This window comes from Mycobacterium sp. RTGN6 (assembly GCF_033804605.1).
Classification (GTDB): domain Bacteria; phylum Actinomycetota; class Actinomycetes; order Mycobacteriales; family Mycobacteriaceae; genus Mycobacterium.
Genome location: NZ_JAPZKZ010000001.1, coordinates 336,225 through 352,378, shown reverse-complemented (window position 1 = coordinate 352,378; position 16,154 = coordinate 336,225). Strand labels below are relative to the sequence as shown.

The window sequence follows — 16,154 nt, the reverse complement described above, 5'->3', positions numbered from 1 at the left end:
AATCAGCCGATCAGTTGTTTCCCCGGTTGAACTGGTTGAACCCGCCGCCGTCGTTGTTGGCGGTGGAGTCGACCGGAGCCGCGGAGCCCCGTTGCCCGAGTTCCTCCAGCTGGGACTCAAGGTAGGTCTTGAGTCGGGTGCGGTACTCACGCTCGAAGGTGCGCAGTTGTTCGAGGCGACCTTCCAGCACGGTGCGCTGTTGGTTGATGGTGCCCATGATCTCGGAGTGCTTGCGCTCGGCGTCGGCCTGCAGCGCGTCCGCCTTCTCCTGCGCCTGGCGAAGCTGCGTCGACGACCGGGTCTCCGCATCCGAAAGCAGTGCGTCGGCGCGCTGCTTGGCCTCGGCGAGGGTGGTCTCCGCCGTTTGCCTGGCTTCGCCGACCATGGCGTCGGCCTGGGCACGCGCGTCGGCCAGCAGCTTGTCGGACTCTCGCTTCGCATCGCCAGTCAGGCGGTCGGCGGTGTCCTGCGCGAGGCCGAGCACCTTGGCCGCCTTGAGGTGCGCATCCTCGGAGAGCGGTGCCGCCTGCTGCTGCGGCGGCGCGTCGTACACCGGCGCCGGGGGCGGCACGTGCACGGGCTCCGGCTCGGGCTGGTACGACGGGATCGTCTGCGTCGGCTGCACGCCACCCGCGCGGGCGCTCGACAGTTCCTGATCCAGCTCGGACACCCGCTGCCGAAGGTCGGCATTCTCTTCGATGAGGCGTTGCAGCTCGTTCTCAACGAGATCGAGGAACGCGTCTACTTCGTCTTCGTTGTAGCCACGCTTCCCGATGGGCGGCTTGCTAAACGCGACGTTGTGGACGTCTGCAGGTGTGAGCGGCATTGTCTGCCCCCTTGAAGTCTGGACCGTGAACCGGTCTCAAAGTGTAGAGCCATGGTGGTAGTAACTGGCGTCCATCCTGTCACAGTAGACCCGGCGGTTGCAGGAGAGGTCGAGAATTAAGGGCGAATTTCAAACTTCAGGGATCACTCAGAAACCCGAATACCACCCTCGGGCAAACCTTGAAACGCAACGTCAACCGGCCGCTTGGAACGCCAGCTGCATGCCGATGAACGCCGCAAGAAGCAGCACCATGATCGACAGATCGAACCGAACGGCGCCGATGGTCAGCGGCGGAATGAGCCTGCGCAGCAGCTTCACTGGCGGATCCGTCAGCGTGAGCATGACCTCAAGGACCATCACCGTGAAGCCCTTGGGTTGCCAGTCGCGCGAGAACGAGCGGATGAACTCAACGACGACCCGGGCGATGAGCAGCAGCCAGAAGACGAACAGCGCGAAGCCAAGGATTTGGAAGAACAGCGCCAACGGGGCGACCTCACTCCAGGCGGTTGTGACGGAAAAGGACGGGCCCGACCCAAGAGGTTCGAGGCCGAATCCGTGTCAGCCTACCCGTCCGAGAAGAGCGTGCCCGGACCTACTGGTGGGCGTAGAAGCCCGCCTCGGCGATACGCCTGCGCTCGTCGGCGGTGACAGCGATGTCGGCAGGTGAAAGGAGGAACACCTTCGTCGCGACCTTGTCGAACGAACCGCGCAGCGCGAACGCCAGGCCAGCGGCGAAGTCGACCAGACGCTTGGCGTCGGCGTTGTCCATCGTGACCAGGTCCATGATCACCGGGGTCCCGTCGCGGAACCGTTCGCCGATGGTCCGGGCCTCGCTGTAGTCCTTGGGTCGCAGCGTGGTGATCTTGGCCAGCGGGCTGCCCGCCTCGAACAATTCGGCCATCCGGCGCGGCTCCATGGCGACTGAGCCGCGCGTGGCCCCATGCAAGGTGTTGAAGCGGGGCCGCTCGAAGTCGCGTCGCGGGCGGAAGCCAGGCTCGTCGTATCCGCCGCGGTAGCCCGCGGGCACGGGGTCGAGCTCGCGCTCGAACTCCCTGGTCCCCGCCCGGTCGTCGTAGCCGCGTCCGTAGCCGTCGTCCTCGAAGCGCTCCTCGCGACCACGTCGCGCGTAGGAGCGTCCGGGACGATCCTCTTCCTCGAAGTACTCGTCGTCGTAGTCGTCCATCGGCGCCATACCGAAGTAGGCCTTGACCTTATGCAGTGTGCTCATCGGATGACCCTTCTGATGACCGTGTGACGTGTTGTCTGTGATGAAGATGTGACTGGAGTGACTACTCAGGGTGACGTTAATGGTCGTTGCCCCATTAGCGCGGTACCGACACGCACACACGTCGAACCATGTTTGACCGCCGCCTCAAGGTCGCTGGACATGCCCGCCGAGAGCCCGAGACGCTGCTGGTAGCGGCCCTGCACCCGGTGTCGTTCCTCTGCCAGCCGTGCGAACGCCTCGTCGGGTTCGACGGCCAGCGGTGCGATGGCCATCAAGCCGACGAACTCGAGCGCTTCGGCGCCTGCCACCGCGTCGCAGAGTTCGTCCACCAGCCCCGGTTCGTCGACGTCGACTCCACCTCTTGCCGGGTCGCCGTCGAGGCTTACCTGGACGTAGGCCTTGAGTGGGTCCGTGCGCCTGCCGTCGTCCAGCGCCTGACCAGCGGCCCGGTCCAACGCGGCCGCGAGGGTGAGGCCGTCGACGGCGTGCACGGTGTGCGCCCACCCCGCGAGCGCGCGGGCCTTGTTGCGCTGCACACGACCGACCATGTGCCAGCGAATTGTCGCCGATGGCACTTCAGCGGCGACTTCGGCAACCTTGTTCGACGCTTCCTGTTCGCGCGATTCACCAAATTCAGAACATCCCATCGAATGCAATTCAATGACATCGGAGGCCGGAAAGAATTTGGTAATCGGCAACAATTCGATTTCGCCGACAGCCCGTCCGGCAGCGCTGGCCGCGGCGTCCAGTCGAGCCCGCAGTGCGGCCAGCGCTTCGCGAAGCTCGATCGCCCGTGGCGTGGTCATTCCATCCACACCAACGACGCGAGCCGTCCCGTCGGAGCGCCGCGCCGGTGGCTGAAGAGGTTGCGGTCGTCGACCGTGCACCGTGGGTCGACGTCAACTCCCACGACGCCCAATTCCCTTAACTGCCTTGCAATTCCGGCCCGCAGATCCAGTCCAGCGGTTCCGCGGGCCGTCGTGGTGCGACTTCCCGGCAGGGCCGCCTCTACCTCGGCCGCCATCACCTCGGGGACCTCGTAGTTGCGCCCGCTGACCGCCGGGCCGAGCAGCACCGAGACGTCCGCAACGTGCGCCCCCTGACGCACCATCGCTTCGAGCGCCCTCGCGACGATCCCGTTCTGCGCGCCGACCCGACCCGCATGAACAGCGGCGATCACGCCGGCTCTGGCGTCGGCCATTAATACCGGGACGCAATCGGCCGTTACGACGGCGAGCGCCAATCGCGGTTTCGTCGTCACCAAACCGTCGGTTTTGTCGACGGTGGCGCGTGGACCCTCTACGACGACCACGTTGTCCCCGTGGATCTGGTTCATCCACACCACCCCGTCCTCGCCGAGGCCGGTGGCCGTCGCGAGCCGCTTGCGGTTGGCCGCGACGGCAACGGGATCGTCGCCGACGTGGTCGCCGAGGTTGAAGGTGTCGTAGGGCGCCACCGACACCCCGCCCGCGCGGGTGGTGGTCACGCGTCGGATGCGAAGGCTCACGTCTTCAGTATCTCGACGGCGGGCCCCAGCACCGAACGGGCTCAGTGCCGCATGAAGGGCGGCACGTCGACGTCATCGTCATCGTCGCCGCCACCACCGCCGATGCTGACGGTCGCTCCGTTCGTGTGCAACGGGACGCTCGCCGCGTCGACGGGTTCGAACACCGGCGAAGTCACCTTGCCGGAACGTCCCGGACTGATCGCCGCCCCAGCACCGACGACTGGCTTGCGGCTCGGTCCTTGAGCATCGAACCCGGCCGCGATGACGGTGACGCGCACCTCGTCGCCGAGCGAGTCGTCGATGACGGTGCCGAAGATGATGTTGGCCTCGGGGTGCGCCGCGTCCTGCACCAGCGACGCGGCCTCGTTGATCTCGAAGAGGCCGAGGTCGCTGCCGCCGGCGACCGACATCAGCACGCCCTGTGCGCCTTCCATCGACGCTTCCAGCAGCGGCGAGTTGATGGCGATCTCGGCCGCCTTCAGAGCTCGGCCGTCGCCACGTGCCGCGCCGATGCCCATCAGCGCGGTGCCGGCGCCGGACATGATGCCCTTGACGTCGGCGAAGTCGACGTTGATCAGGCCCGGGGTGGTGATGAGGTCGGTGATGCCCTGGACACCGTTGAGCAGGACTTCGTCGGCGCTGCGGAACGCGTCCATCAGCGACACCGCGGCGTCGCCCATCTGCAGCAGCCGGTCGTTGGGGATGACGATCAGCGTGTCGCAGCTCTCGCGAAGCGACGCGATACCGGTTTCGGCCTGGTTCGAGCGGCGCTTGCCCTCGAACGAGAACGGCCGCGTGACGACGCCGACGGTCAGTGCGCCGAGCTTGCGCGCAATGGTCGCGACGACCGGAGCGCCGCCGGTACCAGTGCCGCCACCCTCCCCTGCGGTGACGAACACCATGTCGGCTCCGCGGAGCAGCTCCTCGATGTCGTCCTTGGCGTCCTCGGCGGCCTTGCGGCCCACCTCCGGATCGGCGCCTGCGCCGAGTCCGCGGGTCGAGTCACGGCCGACGTCGAGCTTGACGTCGGCATCGCTCATCAACAGCGCCTGAGCGTCGGTGTTGATCGCGATGAACTCGACGCCCTTGAGGCCTTGCTCGATCATGCGGTTGACGGCATTGACGCCGCCGCCGCCGATGCCGACCACCTTGATGACGGCGAGATAGTTGTGCGGGGGTGTCATCGCCGCACCCCCTTCGCGCAAGCGTTCATCAGCTTTCGCCCTTCTCCCTGGTCGAGTGCCGTGGTGCGGAACCCCTGCAAACCCTCAACCTCAACCATAGGCTTAGAGTTATGTCAAGTAGTTCCGCGCAAACAGAACGGTAGGGGCACCGGTCGGCGTATCGACGCAGGCGCGCCGACGAATTCCCGGCAATTTCGCCATGCGTCGGCGCCGCGCACTACTTGACGGTGGGAAGGTCCGGGCTGGAGACGTCGTACGTGCGACCGGGCTGGGTGAGCAGCGCGCCGAGCTTGAGGGCCTTCTCGTCCGTGCGGTCGGTGGTCCCCCAGATCACCTCGCGACCGTCGTTCAGCGTCAACGTGATCGCCGCGACCGACGGCGCCGCGATCCGACTCACCTGCCCGGCGACCTCCGGACGCAACGCGGTCAGCACCTGCAAGGCGGCCTTCGTCGGCGGATCGCTGGGGCTGGGGGTGTCGGCGTCCAGGTACGGCAGCCCGGGCGGCGGTGGCGCCGTGGCGAAGTCGACACCATCGCGGTCGAACAGATGCGGACCGTCGGGATAGTCCTTGACCACCACGGGTATGCGTTCGACGACCGTGATGCGCAGCGTGGACGGATACTCGCGCTGCACCCTGGCGCTCGCGACGCTGCGGATGGTCGCCACGCGCTCGGCGACGGCGTCGGTGTCGATCTGCAGGAGCGGCGTGCCAGGCGCCACTCCGGCCGCCTGCTCGACCTCCTGCTGCGTGACGGCGCCGAGCCCGATGATCACCGTCGAGCGGGCCGCCATGATCGGCGTGAAGTAGAGCAGCAGTCCGAGCCCGACCACCACGATGCTCAGCCCGGCGGTCCACAGCAGCACCTTCAGTCCCCGAATCAGCCCGCGCGCAGGCGTTTTCGGAGTTTCGTCGGGGCGGCCGTCGACGCGGCGCTTGGCAGCGCGGCGCGCGTCCTCGATCGCGGTGGCCCTGGCCTGTGCCGCGCGCCGCTCCTCCCGTTCCCGGCGCGCCCGGCGGCGGGGCCCCTCGAAGTCCGCCGCGGACTCGGCGGCGGGCTCCGGCTCACCCGCCGGCTCGGGCGGGACCTCACCGGGCACCGGTTCCGGCGTCTCGTCGGTGTCCGTCGGCTCCGTCACCGCGATGCCCTCGACTGCAGCGCCGACAGGATCTCCTGGCCCAGCATCGTGACGTCGCCTGCACCCATGGTCACGACGACGTCGCCCGGACGAGCCGCGGCGGCGACCATGTCGGCGACCGCGGAGAAGTCCGGCACGTATTGCACGGGCACGTCGACGTGCTCGGCGACACTGGCCCCGCTGACGCCCGCGATCGGTTGCTCGCGCGCGGCGTAGACGTCGAGTACGAACACGAGGTCGGCGCCGCCCAGTGCCTGCCCGAACTCGCGGGCGAAAGTCTGTGTGCGGGAGTACAAATGGGGTTGGAACACGACGATCGACCTGGCGTCCCCCGCCACCGCGCGCAGGGCCTCGAGGTTCACCTTCACCTCCGTCGGATGATGGGCGTAGTCGTCGAACACGCGTACCCCCGCCGCCGCGCCAACCGCCTCGAACCTGCGGCGCGCCCCCTCGAACCCGGCAAGCCCGTCCAACACCGCGTCCACGTCCGCACCGACTTCCGCGGCGGCCACCGCCGCAGCCAACGCATTGAGCGCCATGTGCCTGCCAGGCACCGCGAGCCGCAGCCCATGCGGATGCGGCTCACCCGCAAGCCGGATCGTCGCGACGCCGCCAGTGCCCTGCTGCTCCCAATTCAAAAGCGCCCCAGCAAGGGTCGCGTCGTCACCGCTGCCGTAACGCAAAACCCGGACGCCGCGGTCGGCCGAGCGGGCGGCCAGTGCGGCCGCTCCCTCGTCGTCCGCGCAGACGACCAACGCGCCTCCTGGCCTGACCCGAGCGACGAACTCGTCGAAGACTGCCGCGTAGGCCTCGACGCTGCCGAAGAAGTCGAGGTGGTCCGCCTCGACGTTGGTCACCACGGCCACGTCCGGGGTGTACTCGAGCAGCGACCCGTCGCTCTCGTCGGCCTCGGCCACGAACGTGGTGCCGCTGCCGTGGTGGGCATTGGTGCCCGGCTGACCCAGGTCCCCGCCGACCGCGAAGGACGGATCGAATCCGCTGCGCTGCAACGCAACGACGATCATCGACGTCGTCGTGGTCTTGCCGTGCGTGCCGGCCACCATGACGGTCGTGTAGCCCTCCATCAGCTTGGCCAGCACCACGGGGCGCATGACGACGGGGATCCCGCGGCGCCGGGCCTCCACCAACTCTGGGTTGTCCTTCGGGATGGCGGCGTAGGTACTCACGACCGCCGTCGGGCCGCCGGCCAAGATGTCCAGCGCCGAGCCGTCGTGCCCGATCCGGATCGACGCGCCCCTGGCGCGCAGCGCAGCGACGCCACGCGACTCCTTGGCATCGGAGCCCGAAACCAGGCCGCCGCGGTCGAGCAGAATGCGGGCGATCCCCGACATTCCAGCGCCCCCGATGCCCACCATGTGCACGCGCTGGAGGTCGGCGGGCAACGCCGGGCCGCTCATCGTTTCCTGCTCTTGCGGGATTCGGCCGCAACGTCGAGCGCCACTCGGGCGACCCGTTGCGCGGCGTCCCGGTGGCCTGCGAGCGCGGCGGCCGTCGTCATCGCGGCAAGCGCGTCGTCGTCACGCAGCAGTTCGCAGACGGTGTTCGCGATGAACGCCGGCGTCAGGTCGGGATCCGCGACGAGGATTCCGCCGCCCGCGCCGACCACGGGCAGCGCGTTGAGACGCTGCTCGCCGTTGCCGATCGGCAGCGGAACGTACACCGCGGGCAGCCCGACCGCGGTCACCTCGGCCACCGTCATGGCTCCCGACCGGCAGATCGTGAGATCGGCTGCGGCGTACGCGAGGTCCATCCGGCTCAGGTATGGCACGGCGACGTACGGAGCATCACCCGCCGCGGGCTCGCGGAGCTCGAGCACGTTCTTGGGCCCGTGCGCGTGGAGCACCGAAATGCCTGCAGCGGCAAGGTCCTTGGCCGCCGCGGAGACGGCTCGGTTGATCGAAGCGGCGCCTTGGGACCCTCCGAACACCAGCAGCACCCGGGCGTCGTCGGCGAAGCCGAAGTGTGCGCGCGCCTCGGCACGCAGCGCGGCCCTGTCCAGCGTCGTGATCACGTCGCGCACCGGCACGCCGACGACCTCGACGTTGCGCAACCCGGGATCGGGCACCGCCGATAGCACGCGCTGCGCTGACCGGGCCCCGACGCGGTTCGCCCATCCCGCGCTGGCGTTGGCCTCGTGGATCACCACGGGCACGCGGCGCCTGCGCGACCACGGGGCGCGCCGCGCGGCGAGGTAGGCGGGCAGCGCGACGTACCCTCCGAAGCCGATGACGACGTCGGCGTCCACGTCGTCGAACACCGCGCGGGTCTGCCGGACCGCCCTGCGCACCCGCATCGGTAGCCGGACCAGGTCGGCCGACGGTTTCCGCGGCAACGGCACAGGCGTGATCAGCTCGAGGTCGTAGCCACGTTCGGGAACGAGTTTGCATTCCAGGCCGCGCGCCGTGCCGAGGGCGGTGATCCGGATCCCGGGATCGAGGGCCACCAACGCGTCCGCAACGGCCATAGCCGGTTCGATGTGACCCGCGGTGCCACCACCTGCGAGAACCACGGAAATGCCGCTCCCCCGATCCTCACCGGAGATGGAGCTGTTCACCCGTAACGTTGACCTTCCAATGGACGAGCCCGCTGGCTCGGTTGGCGCTGACGGCCTCCATGATGCCCTGAGCGCCGAACGGACCGATCGCCCGCATGGGCGGTTGTGCGTCGGTCGTCCTTGGCCTGCTTGCGTGTGGGCTGCGACTTGGGCTTGGGCTTGGGTTTCTGCTTGGCCGCTGCCTTGGGCTTGCCCGGCCGGCTCCGCAGCCGATCACGCATCGATTCGAGCCGGGTCGGGACGTAGGGCTCGGGCAGCGGCAGTCGCAGCAGTCGGTTGACGGGGTCGACCCGGCCCGAACGCAGCGCGGCCACCGCCTCGGGCTCGTGGCGTGCGGCGTTGGTGATCACGCCAAGGACGAGAAGTGTGGTCGCCGTTGATGTTCCGCCCGCAGAGATCAACGGCAGCTGCAGGCCGGTGACGGGGAGCAACCCCACCACGTAGCCGACGTTGATGAACACCTGGCCCAGGATCCACAGCGTGACCGTCGCCGTGAGCAAGCGCAGGAACGGGTCGACGGACCGTCGCGCGATCCGCATACCCGTGTAGGCGAACAGCCCGAACAGGCACAGCAGGCCCACCGCCCCGACGTAGCCGAGCTCTTCGCCGATGATCGCGAAGATGAAGTCGTTGTGGGCGTTCGGCAGGTAGTTCCACTTCGCCGTGCCCTGACCGAGCCCATCGCCGAAGATCCCGCCGTTGGCCAGCGCGTAGCGCGCCTGCTTGGCCTGATAGCCAGAGCCCTGTGCGTCGGCGCCGGGGTTCAGCCACGACTGCACGCGGTCGGAGCGATAGCCCGCCGAGACGGCCAGCACGGCCGCCGAGGCCATGACGGCGGCCAGCGAGCTGACGAACACCCGCAGCGGCAGGCCCGCGTACCAGAGCAGGCCGAGCAGGATGATGCCCAACGACACTGTCTGTCCGAGGTCGGGTTGGAGCACGATCAGGAAGAGCGCCAGCACCGCGGCGGGCACCAGGGGAAAGAGCATCTCGCGCAGCGACGCGTGTTCCAATCGCCGCGTGGCCAGCAAGTGTGCGCCCCAGATGGCGAATGCGATCTTGGCCAGCTCCGACGGCTGCATGGACCAACCCGAGATCACGAACCAGCCGCGAGATCCATTGGCCTCCTTGCCGATTCCGGGGATCAGCACCAGGATCAGCATGACGATGGTCACCGCGAAGGCGGGAAAGGCCAGTCGGCGCATGAAGTTCACGGGCATGCGTAGTGCCACGTAGAACGCGACCAACCCGACGAGCGTCCACAACACCTGCTTGGCGAAGATCACCCAAGGTGACCCGTCCTCGTCGTAGGAGTGCACGCCCGAGGCCGAGAGCACCATGATGAGGCCGAGGCTGGTGAGCAATGCCGTCACCGCGATGATGAGGTGAAACGACGTCATCGGACGTCCGAGCCACGCGCCGAAGCGCGTGCGTGGCGCCCTTTCGGCCTCAGCCGCGCCCGAGGCGGCGGCCGCGGCGTCGCTGGCGGGATTGCTTCGCCGCAGGCGTAAACGAGCCAGGACCGAACTCACTGGCGAGCCCCGACCTCGTCGTACACATGAGTCACACGAACAACAGCAGACTCAATTGTCCCTTGCACCACAAAATACTCCCCCGTCACCTCCGCAACGACGGGGACATCCGGCGCGTGTCGCGAAATATGCCGGTCAGGCGCCGACGGCGGCCAGCCACTCGCTGTAGAACAACGCCACGCCAAGCCCGCACGCAATCGCCGTCAACAGCCAGAACCGGATGATGACCGTGGTCTCCGCCCAGCCGACGAGCTCGAAGTGATGGTGGAACGGCGCCATGCGGAACACGCGTCGACCCGTCGTTCGGAACGCCATGATCTGCACGACCACCGACGTCACCTCGGCCACGAACAGCGCGCCGAGGACGACCGCGAGGGTCTCCGTGCGGCTCGTCACCGAGAGCCCGGCGATGATGCCGCCGAGCGCCAGCGAGCCGGTGTCACCCATGAAGATCTTGGCGGGAGCCGCGTTCCACCACAGAAACCCGATGCACGCGCCGGCGGTGGCGGCGGCTACCAGGGCGAGATCCAACGGGTCGCGCACGTTGTAGCAACCGAGCCCCGGACTCGTCGCGCACGCATTGCGGAACTGCCAGAAGGTGATCAGCACGTACGCTGCGGTGACCATCGCCATGGCGCCGGCCGCCAACCCGTCCAGCCCGTCGGTGAAGTTCACCGCGTTGGACCAGGCACTGACGAGGACGACGCAGAACAGCACGAATACGGCGGGCGCCAGCGTGACCGTAGCGATCTCGCGCACGTAGGACAGTTCGGCGCTACCCGGAGTCAGCCCGTCGGTGTTGCGGAACTGCAGCGCCAGTACGCCGAACAGCACCGCCGCGGCGAGCTGGCCAACCGTCTTGGCGGTCTTGTTGAGCCCCAGGTTGCGCGATCGGCGGATCTTGATCAGGTCGTCGACGAAGCCGACTGCCCCCAGCGCGGTGGCCAGCCCGAGCACCAGCAGCCCGGACGCCGAAGGCCCGACGCCGTCGAGGGCCAGCCCGACGAGGTGCGTGCCCAGGTAGCCCGCCCAGATGCCTGCGATGATCGCCACCCCGCCCATCGACGGCGTGCCGCGCTTCTTCTGGTGGCTGGGCGGCCCGTCTTCGCGAATCTCGTGACCGAAGCCCTGCCGGGTGAACAGGCGGATCAGTGCCGGGGTGAGCAGGATCGACACCGTCAACGCGATGCCGACGGCGATCAGAATCTGCCTCACGCGGGTTCGTCCCCTCGAGCCAGTGCGTCGGCCAACGCGCCGAGCCCGGCCGAGTTCGACGCCTTCACCAGCACCACGTCACCGGCGCGGACGTCGGCGCGCAACAGCGCAAGGGCGGCGTCGGCGTCGGCGACCATGACGGCCTCGCTACCCCACGACCCCTCCATCACCGCCCCGTGATGCATGGCGCTCATGGACCTCCCGGTTCCGACGACGACCAGTCGTGACACATCTAAGCGCACGGCCAGTCGTCCGATGCTGTCATGTTCGGCTATCGCGTCGTCACCGAGTTCGGCCATCTCGCCAAGCACCGCCCAACTGCGCCGCTTCGGTTCCGTCGACGTGGCCATCCAGGCCAGTGCCTTCAAACCCGCTCGCACCGAATCGGGGTTGGCGTTGTACGCGTCGTTGACGACGGTCACGCCGTCCGCCCGCGTGTGCACGGCCATCCGGTGACGTGACACGGGACCCGCCGCCTCCAGTGCGGTCGCCACCTGCTCGAGGCTGGCCCCGCACTCCAGCGCGACGGCCGCCGCGCACAGTGCGTTGGACACCTGATGGTCGCCGTGCACGGCGAGCGCGACGTCGTGTCGGGCGTCGCCTGCGTGCAGCGTGAATCGGGGTCGTGCCAGTTCGTCGAGCGTGACGTCAGCCGCCCAGACGTCGGCGGCAGGCGAACGCGCGACTCGGACCACCCGCGCGACCGTCGCCTCCGCCATGGCTGCGACCGCGGGGTCGTCGGCGTTGAGGATGACCACCCCTGAGGCCGGAACGGCTTGCGCCAGTTCGGCCTTCGTCGCGGCGATGGCCTCCCGCGAACCGAACTCGCCAAGGTGCGCGGTCCCCACGTTGAGCACGACGCCGATGGACGGGGGTGCAATCGCAGCCAGCGCGGCGATGTTGCCAGGATGGCGAGCCGACAACTCGAGGACGAGGTAGTCGGTGTCCGCAGTGGCGCGCAGCACCGTCCACGGATGGCCCAACTCGTTGTTGAACGAACCGGGCGGCGCGACGACCTCACCGAGCGGCGTGAGCACGGCGGCCAGCAGATCCTTGGTCGACGTCTTCCCCGACGACCCGGTCACTCCGATGATGGTCAACCCACCTGTGACCAGCTCGGCGGCGACCGCGGCGGCCAGCTTGGCGAGTGCCCGAAGCACCGCCGCACCCGAGCCGTCCGTATCGTGCTCGAGCACACTGGCGCCGGAATTCGATTCCACTGCAACGGGTTCGACGACGATCGCCGGGACGCCCACCGCTCGGGCAGCGAGTACCGCCACCGCTCCGGCGGCCACGGCGGCGGCGGCATGGTCGTGTCCGTCGGAGCGGGCGCCAGGCAATGCGAGGAACAAGCCGCCCGGAGTCACCGCCCGGGAGTCGAACTCGACGGTCCCCGTCACCCGGATGCGGCCGGCGTCGGCCGCCGAAACGTCGACGAGTTCACCGCCGACGATGTCGGCGACTTGGGCCAAACTCAGCTCGATCACGCGCGATGCCCCAGTGCCTCGAGCGCACTAGCGAGTTCGGCGCGGTCGTCGAACGGCCTCGTCTCGCCGTGACTCGTCTGGCCGGCTTCGTGGCCCTTGCCCGCGATGAGCACCACGTCGCCGGGGCTGGCCCAGCCGACGGCGAAGTCGATCGCCGCGCGACGATCGCCGAGCTCGACGAGCTCGGCTGCCGTGCTCATCGCCGCCGCACCGGCCATGATCGCGGCCCGGATTTCGCCAGGATCCTCGTCGCGGGGGTTGTCGTCGGTCACCACCACCAAGTCCGCCAGCTCCGCGGCCACCGCACCCATGGGTTCGCGCTTGCCCTGGTCGCGGTTGCCGCCCGCGCCGAACACCACGGCCAACCGACCCGTGGTCTGCAAGCGCAACGTCTCAAGGACGGCACGCAGTGCGCCCGGCTTGTGCGCATAGTCGACCAGTGCGAGGAAGTCCTGGCCGGCGTGGATGGGCTCGAGTCGGCCAGGCACCGCGGCCGTGCGCAGCCCAGGAGCCGCTTGTTCGGGCGATACGCCCACCGCGTCCAGTAGGGCGAGCGCGAGCAACCCGTTCGCGACGTTGTACCGGCCGGGCAGCGCGATCCGCAGCGTGTGGTGCACACCCGCCGGGTCGACGGCGACGAACTCCTGGCCGCCGTGCGCGACGGCGCTAACGCTCTCGATGCCCCAGTCCGCCTGGCGCCCGGTGGCACTCGTGGTGGTCGGCCGAACGGCCAGCCGCGCCATGCTCTGCCCCGCATCGTCGTCCACGCAGATCACGGAAGCGGCTGCGTGAGTATCGGATTCGGGCACGAACAGTTGCGCCTTGGCATCGAGGTAGGCCTGCATCGTCAGGTGGAAGTCGAGATGATCACGGGACAGGTTGGTGAAGCCACCCACCGCGAAGTGCACGGCGTCGACCCGGCCCAACGTGAGCGCGTGGCTGGACACCTCCATCACCACCGTGTCGACGCCCCGCTCGAGCATGACGGCCAGCAGGGCCTGCAGGTCGGGGGCCTCCGGCGTGGTCAGTGCACCGGGTTCGTCGTAGCCATCGATGCGGATGCCGATCGTTCCGATGAGTCCCACCACTCGCTGCGCCGCGCGCAACCCCGCCTCGACCAGATAGGTGGTGGTGGTCTTGCCGGACGTACCGGTGACGCCGATGACGCGCAGCCGCTGCGAGGGATCTCCGTAAACCGTGGCGGCCACCGTCCCGAGCACGGCGCGGGGGTCAGGATGCACCAGGATCGGGACGTCGACGGCCGCGGCCACGAGGTCGGCGCCGTCGGCGTCCGTGAGCACCGCTACCGCCCCGCGGTGCACCGCGTCGGCCGCGTAGCGCGCACCGTGGGTGTTCGCGCCGGGGAGCGCCGCGAACAGGTCACCCGCGACGGCGTCGTGGCTGCGCAGCGTGACACCCGTGACACGCAGGTCTGGGGTCGGACGCCCAGGTGCGGCGACGGCCCCCACCCGTTCGGCCAGCGACGCGAGGGTTTCACCCACCGGGCGCGAGGGACGCAATTTCATGGCGATGACACAGTACCGGCCCGGTAGGACCACCCGGCTCCGTCAGCCCTGCAGCACCAGCGGCGGGCCGGGATCCGGCGACAGCGGCACGTTCTCGCGCTGCAGCAACCAGGCCGCGATGTTGTGGAACAGCGGCGCCGCCGAGGTGCCCGGCGCGCCCTCGGCGTTGCGGTGCGGGTTGTCCATCATCACGCCGACGACGTAGCGGGGATCGTTGGCGGGGGCCATGCCCGCGAAGGTGATCCAGTAGACGTCGTCGTAGTAGCAGCCGCAGCCGGGGTTGATCTGCTGGGCGGTGCCGGTCTTGCCCGCGATCTGGTAGCCCTCGACCGCCGCCTGCGGCCCGGTGCCCTGCTGCTCGCCGCGCGGATCGCGTTGCACGACGGCCTGCAACATGCGCCGGACGGTCTGCGCGGTTTCCGGCGACACCACGCGGACCGGTTCGGGCCGGGTCTCTTCGGTCTTGGTGCCGTCGGCTGCGACGGTCGCCTTGATGATCCGCGGCGGCATGCGAACCCCGTCGTTCGCGATCGTCTGGTACATGCCGGTCATCTGGAGCAGGGTCATCGAAAGACCCTGTCCGATGGGCAGGTTGGCGAACGAGCTACCCGACCACTGGTCGATCGGCGGAACGAGACCGGAGCTCTCGCCGGGCAGTCCCACGCCGGTGCGCTGGCCTAGCCCGAACTTGTCGAGCATGTCGGCGTAGCGCTCCGGGCCGATGCGCTGCGACAGCATGAGAGTGCCGACGTTGGAGGACTTTCCGAACACCCCGGTGGTCGTGTACGGCGCGACGCCGTGATCCCACGCGTCCTTGACCGTGACCCCGCCCATGTCGATCGAGCCAGGCACCTGCAGCACTTCGTCGGGATTGGTCAGCCCGAATTCGATGGCCGACGCCGCAGTGACGATCTTGTTCACCGAGCCTGGCTCGAACGGGGAGGTGACCGCGAGGTTGCCCAGTTCGCGATCCTCCTGGCGGCCGATGTCCTGGCTCGGGTCGAACGTATTGTCGTTCGACATCGCAAGCACCTCACCGGTTTTCGCGTCCAGCACCACTGCGGACACATCCTTGGCCCCGGACAGGTTCTTGGCCTGCTGCACCTGCTGCTGGACGTAGAACTGGATGTCGTCGTCGATGGTCAACTGAATGGTCGAACCGTCGACCGCATCGTGGCGGTTGCGGTAGCTGCCGGGAATCACCACCCCGTCGGACCCGCGGTCATAGGTGACGGATCCGTCGGTGCCCGCCAGCTTCGCGTCGAGCGAGTCCTCGAGGCCGAGTAGCCCGTGACCGTCCCAGTCGATGCCGCCGACGATGTTCGCGGCGAGCGATCCACCCGGATACTGGCGGATGTCCTGCCGTTCCGCGCCGACCTCGGGGTACTTCGCGATGATGGCGTCGGCGATCGACGGGTCGACGGCGCGCGCGAGGTAGACGAACGAGTCCTTGCTGGTCAGCTTCTTCAGCATGGTCGCCGTGTCGGGCTTGTTGTTGAGCAGCCCGGACACCCCCGCGGCGATATCGCGCAGCCGCTGGTCGGGTTCCGGCGAGTCGGGCTTCTTCTGCTTCGCCTCGGCGAGCTGTTCCTGGACTCGCGTCGGCTGGAACGTCAGCGCGCGGGCCTCGATGGTGAACGCCAGCTTGTCGTCGTTGCGGTCGACGATGCTGCCACGCACGGCTTCCTCCACGTCGGTGACTTTGAGTTGCCCCGCCGATTCGGCCCGCAGGCCTGCGGCCCTGGACACCTGCAGAGTGAAGAGCTGAGTGCCGGCCACCACCAGCACCAGCAGGATCACCGCGTTGCCCACCCGGTGGCGGAACACGAACGACGCGCTGCGCAGCCCGTCGTCGGCCGATGAGGTTCGGGTGCGCCGTACGCGCGCGGAACGCGGCTGAGCGGCAGCGGCTTTGGCCACCGGGGGCGGCTTCTTG

At 68.7% G+C, this 16,154-nt stretch carries 14 protein-coding genes; all 14 read right to left on the bottom strand.

What is annotated here, in order from left to right; genetic code table 11:
• Window positions 1-10: 10 nt before the first annotated feature.
• The 14 genes from SLQ33_RS01690 to SLQ33_RS01625 all read right to left on the bottom strand — a co-directional run bounded on the left by SLQ33_RS01690 (window position 11) and on the right by SLQ33_RS01625 (window position 16,138).
• Window positions 11-826 carry a DivIVA domain-containing protein gene (locus SLQ33_RS01690; RefSeq protein ID WP_319452042.1) on the bottom strand — a complete coding sequence of 272 codons (816 nt, stop codon included), beginning with the start codon at window positions 824-826 and terminating at the stop codon, window positions 11-13.
• 192 nt (window positions 827-1,018) lie between these two features.
• Window positions 1,019-1,309 (bottom strand): YggT family protein, encoded by a 291-nt coding sequence (locus tag SLQ33_RS01685; protein ID WP_319452041.1) that lies wholly within the window; start codon window positions 1,307-1,309, stop codon window positions 1,019-1,021.
• 109 nt (window positions 1,310-1,418) lie between these two features.
• Window positions 1,419-2,054 carry a cell division protein SepF gene (locus tag SLQ33_RS01680; RefSeq protein WP_319452040.1) on the bottom strand — a complete coding sequence of 212 codons (636 nt, stop codon included), beginning with the start codon at window positions 2,052-2,054 and terminating at the stop codon, window positions 1,419-1,421.
• Between the two features lie 65 nt (window positions 2,055-2,119).
• Window positions 2,120-2,860, bottom strand: a complete 741-nt coding sequence (locus SLQ33_RS01675) for a YggS family pyridoxal phosphate-dependent enzyme (protein WP_319452039.1) — start codon at window positions 2,858-2,860, stop codon at window positions 2,120-2,122.
• Window positions 2,857-3,561: a peptidoglycan editing factor PgeF gene (gene pgeF, locus SLQ33_RS01670; protein WP_319452038.1), complete on the bottom strand. Its 705-nt coding sequence runs from the start codon at window positions 3,559-3,561 to the stop codon at window positions 2,857-2,859. Before pgeF ends, SLQ33_RS01675 begins: the two co-directional genes overlap by 4 nt.
• 41 nt (window positions 3,562-3,602) lie before the next feature.
• Window positions 3,603-4,745, bottom strand: coding sequence for a cell division protein FtsZ (gene ftsZ / locus SLQ33_RS01665; protein ID WP_319452037.1), 1,143 nt, complete (start codon window positions 4,743-4,745; stop codon window positions 3,603-3,605).
• A gap of 217 nt (window positions 4,746-4,962) precedes the next feature.
• Window positions 4,963-5,889 (bottom strand): cell division protein FtsQ/DivIB, encoded by a 927-nt coding sequence (locus tag SLQ33_RS01660; protein WP_413467568.1) that lies wholly within the window; start codon window positions 5,887-5,889, stop codon window positions 4,963-4,965.
• A complete protein-coding gene (gene murC / locus SLQ33_RS01655; RefSeq protein ID WP_319452036.1) occupies window positions 5,880-7,301 on the bottom strand; it encodes a UDP-N-acetylmuramate--L-alanine ligase in 1,422 nt (473 codons plus the stop codon). Before murC ends, SLQ33_RS01660 begins: the two co-directional genes overlap by 10 nt.
• Window positions 7,298-8,479: an undecaprenyldiphospho-muramoylpentapeptide beta-N-acetylglucosaminyltransferase gene (gene murG, locus SLQ33_RS01650; protein ID WP_319452532.1), complete on the bottom strand. Its 1,182-nt coding sequence runs from the start codon at window positions 8,477-8,479 to the stop codon at window positions 7,298-7,300. The genes murC and murG overlap by 4 nt, the downstream gene beginning before the upstream one ends.
• A complete protein-coding gene (gene ftsW / locus SLQ33_RS01645) occupies window positions 8,455-9,990 on the bottom strand; it encodes a putative lipid II flippase FtsW (protein ID WP_319452035.1) in 1,536 nt (511 codons plus the stop codon). Before ftsW ends, murG begins: the two co-directional genes overlap by 25 nt.
• Before the next feature lie 135 nt (window positions 9,991-10,125).
• Complete coding sequence (gene mraY, locus SLQ33_RS01640; RefSeq protein ID WP_319452034.1) at window positions 10,126-11,205, bottom strand: phospho-N-acetylmuramoyl-pentapeptide-transferase; 1,080 nt, start codon at window positions 11,203-11,205, stop codon at window positions 10,126-10,128.
• Complete coding sequence (locus SLQ33_RS01635) at window positions 11,202-12,692, bottom strand: UDP-N-acetylmuramoyl-tripeptide--D-alanyl-D-alanine ligase (RefSeq protein ID WP_319452033.1); 1,491 nt, start codon at window positions 12,690-12,692, stop codon at window positions 11,202-11,204. Before SLQ33_RS01635 ends, mraY begins: the two co-directional genes overlap by 4 nt.
• Window positions 12,689-14,218, bottom strand: coding sequence for a UDP-N-acetylmuramoyl-L-alanyl-D-glutamate--2,6-diaminopimelate ligase (locus SLQ33_RS01630; protein WP_319452032.1), 1,530 nt, complete (start codon window positions 14,216-14,218; stop codon window positions 12,689-12,691). Before SLQ33_RS01630 ends, SLQ33_RS01635 begins: the two co-directional genes overlap by 4 nt.
• Window positions 14,219-14,260: 42 nt before the next feature.
• Window positions 14,261-16,138, bottom strand: coding sequence for a peptidoglycan D,D-transpeptidase FtsI family protein (locus tag SLQ33_RS01625; RefSeq protein WP_413467567.1), 1,878 nt, complete (start codon window positions 16,136-16,138; stop codon window positions 14,261-14,263).
• Window positions 16,139-16,154 lie beyond the last annotated feature (16 nt).

Excerpts from the sequence above, each read along its gene's own strand:
- murC (WP_319452036.1), bottom strand. The coding sequence starts at position 7,301 with ATGAGCGGCCCGGCGTTGCCCGCCGACCTCCAGCGCGTGCACATGGTG.
- SLQ33_RS01690 (WP_319452042.1), bottom strand. The coding sequence starts at position 826 with ATGCCGCTCACACCTGCAGACGTCCACAACGTCGCGTTTAGCAAGCCG.
- SLQ33_RS01675 (WP_319452039.1), bottom strand. The coding sequence starts at position 2,860 with ATGACCACGCCACGGGCGATCGAGCTTCGCGAAGCGCTGGCCGCACTG.
- ftsZ (WP_319452037.1), bottom strand. The coding sequence starts at position 4,745 with ATGACACCCCCGCACAACTATCTCGCCGTCATCAAGGTGGTCGGCATC.
- SLQ33_RS01630 (WP_319452032.1), bottom strand. The coding sequence starts at position 14,218 with ATGAAATTGCGTCCCTCGCGCCCGGTGGGTGAAACCCTCGCGTCGCTG.
- SLQ33_RS01680 (WP_319452040.1), bottom strand. The coding sequence starts at position 2,054 with ATGAGCACACTGCATAAGGTCAAGGCCTACTTCGGTATGGCGCCGATG.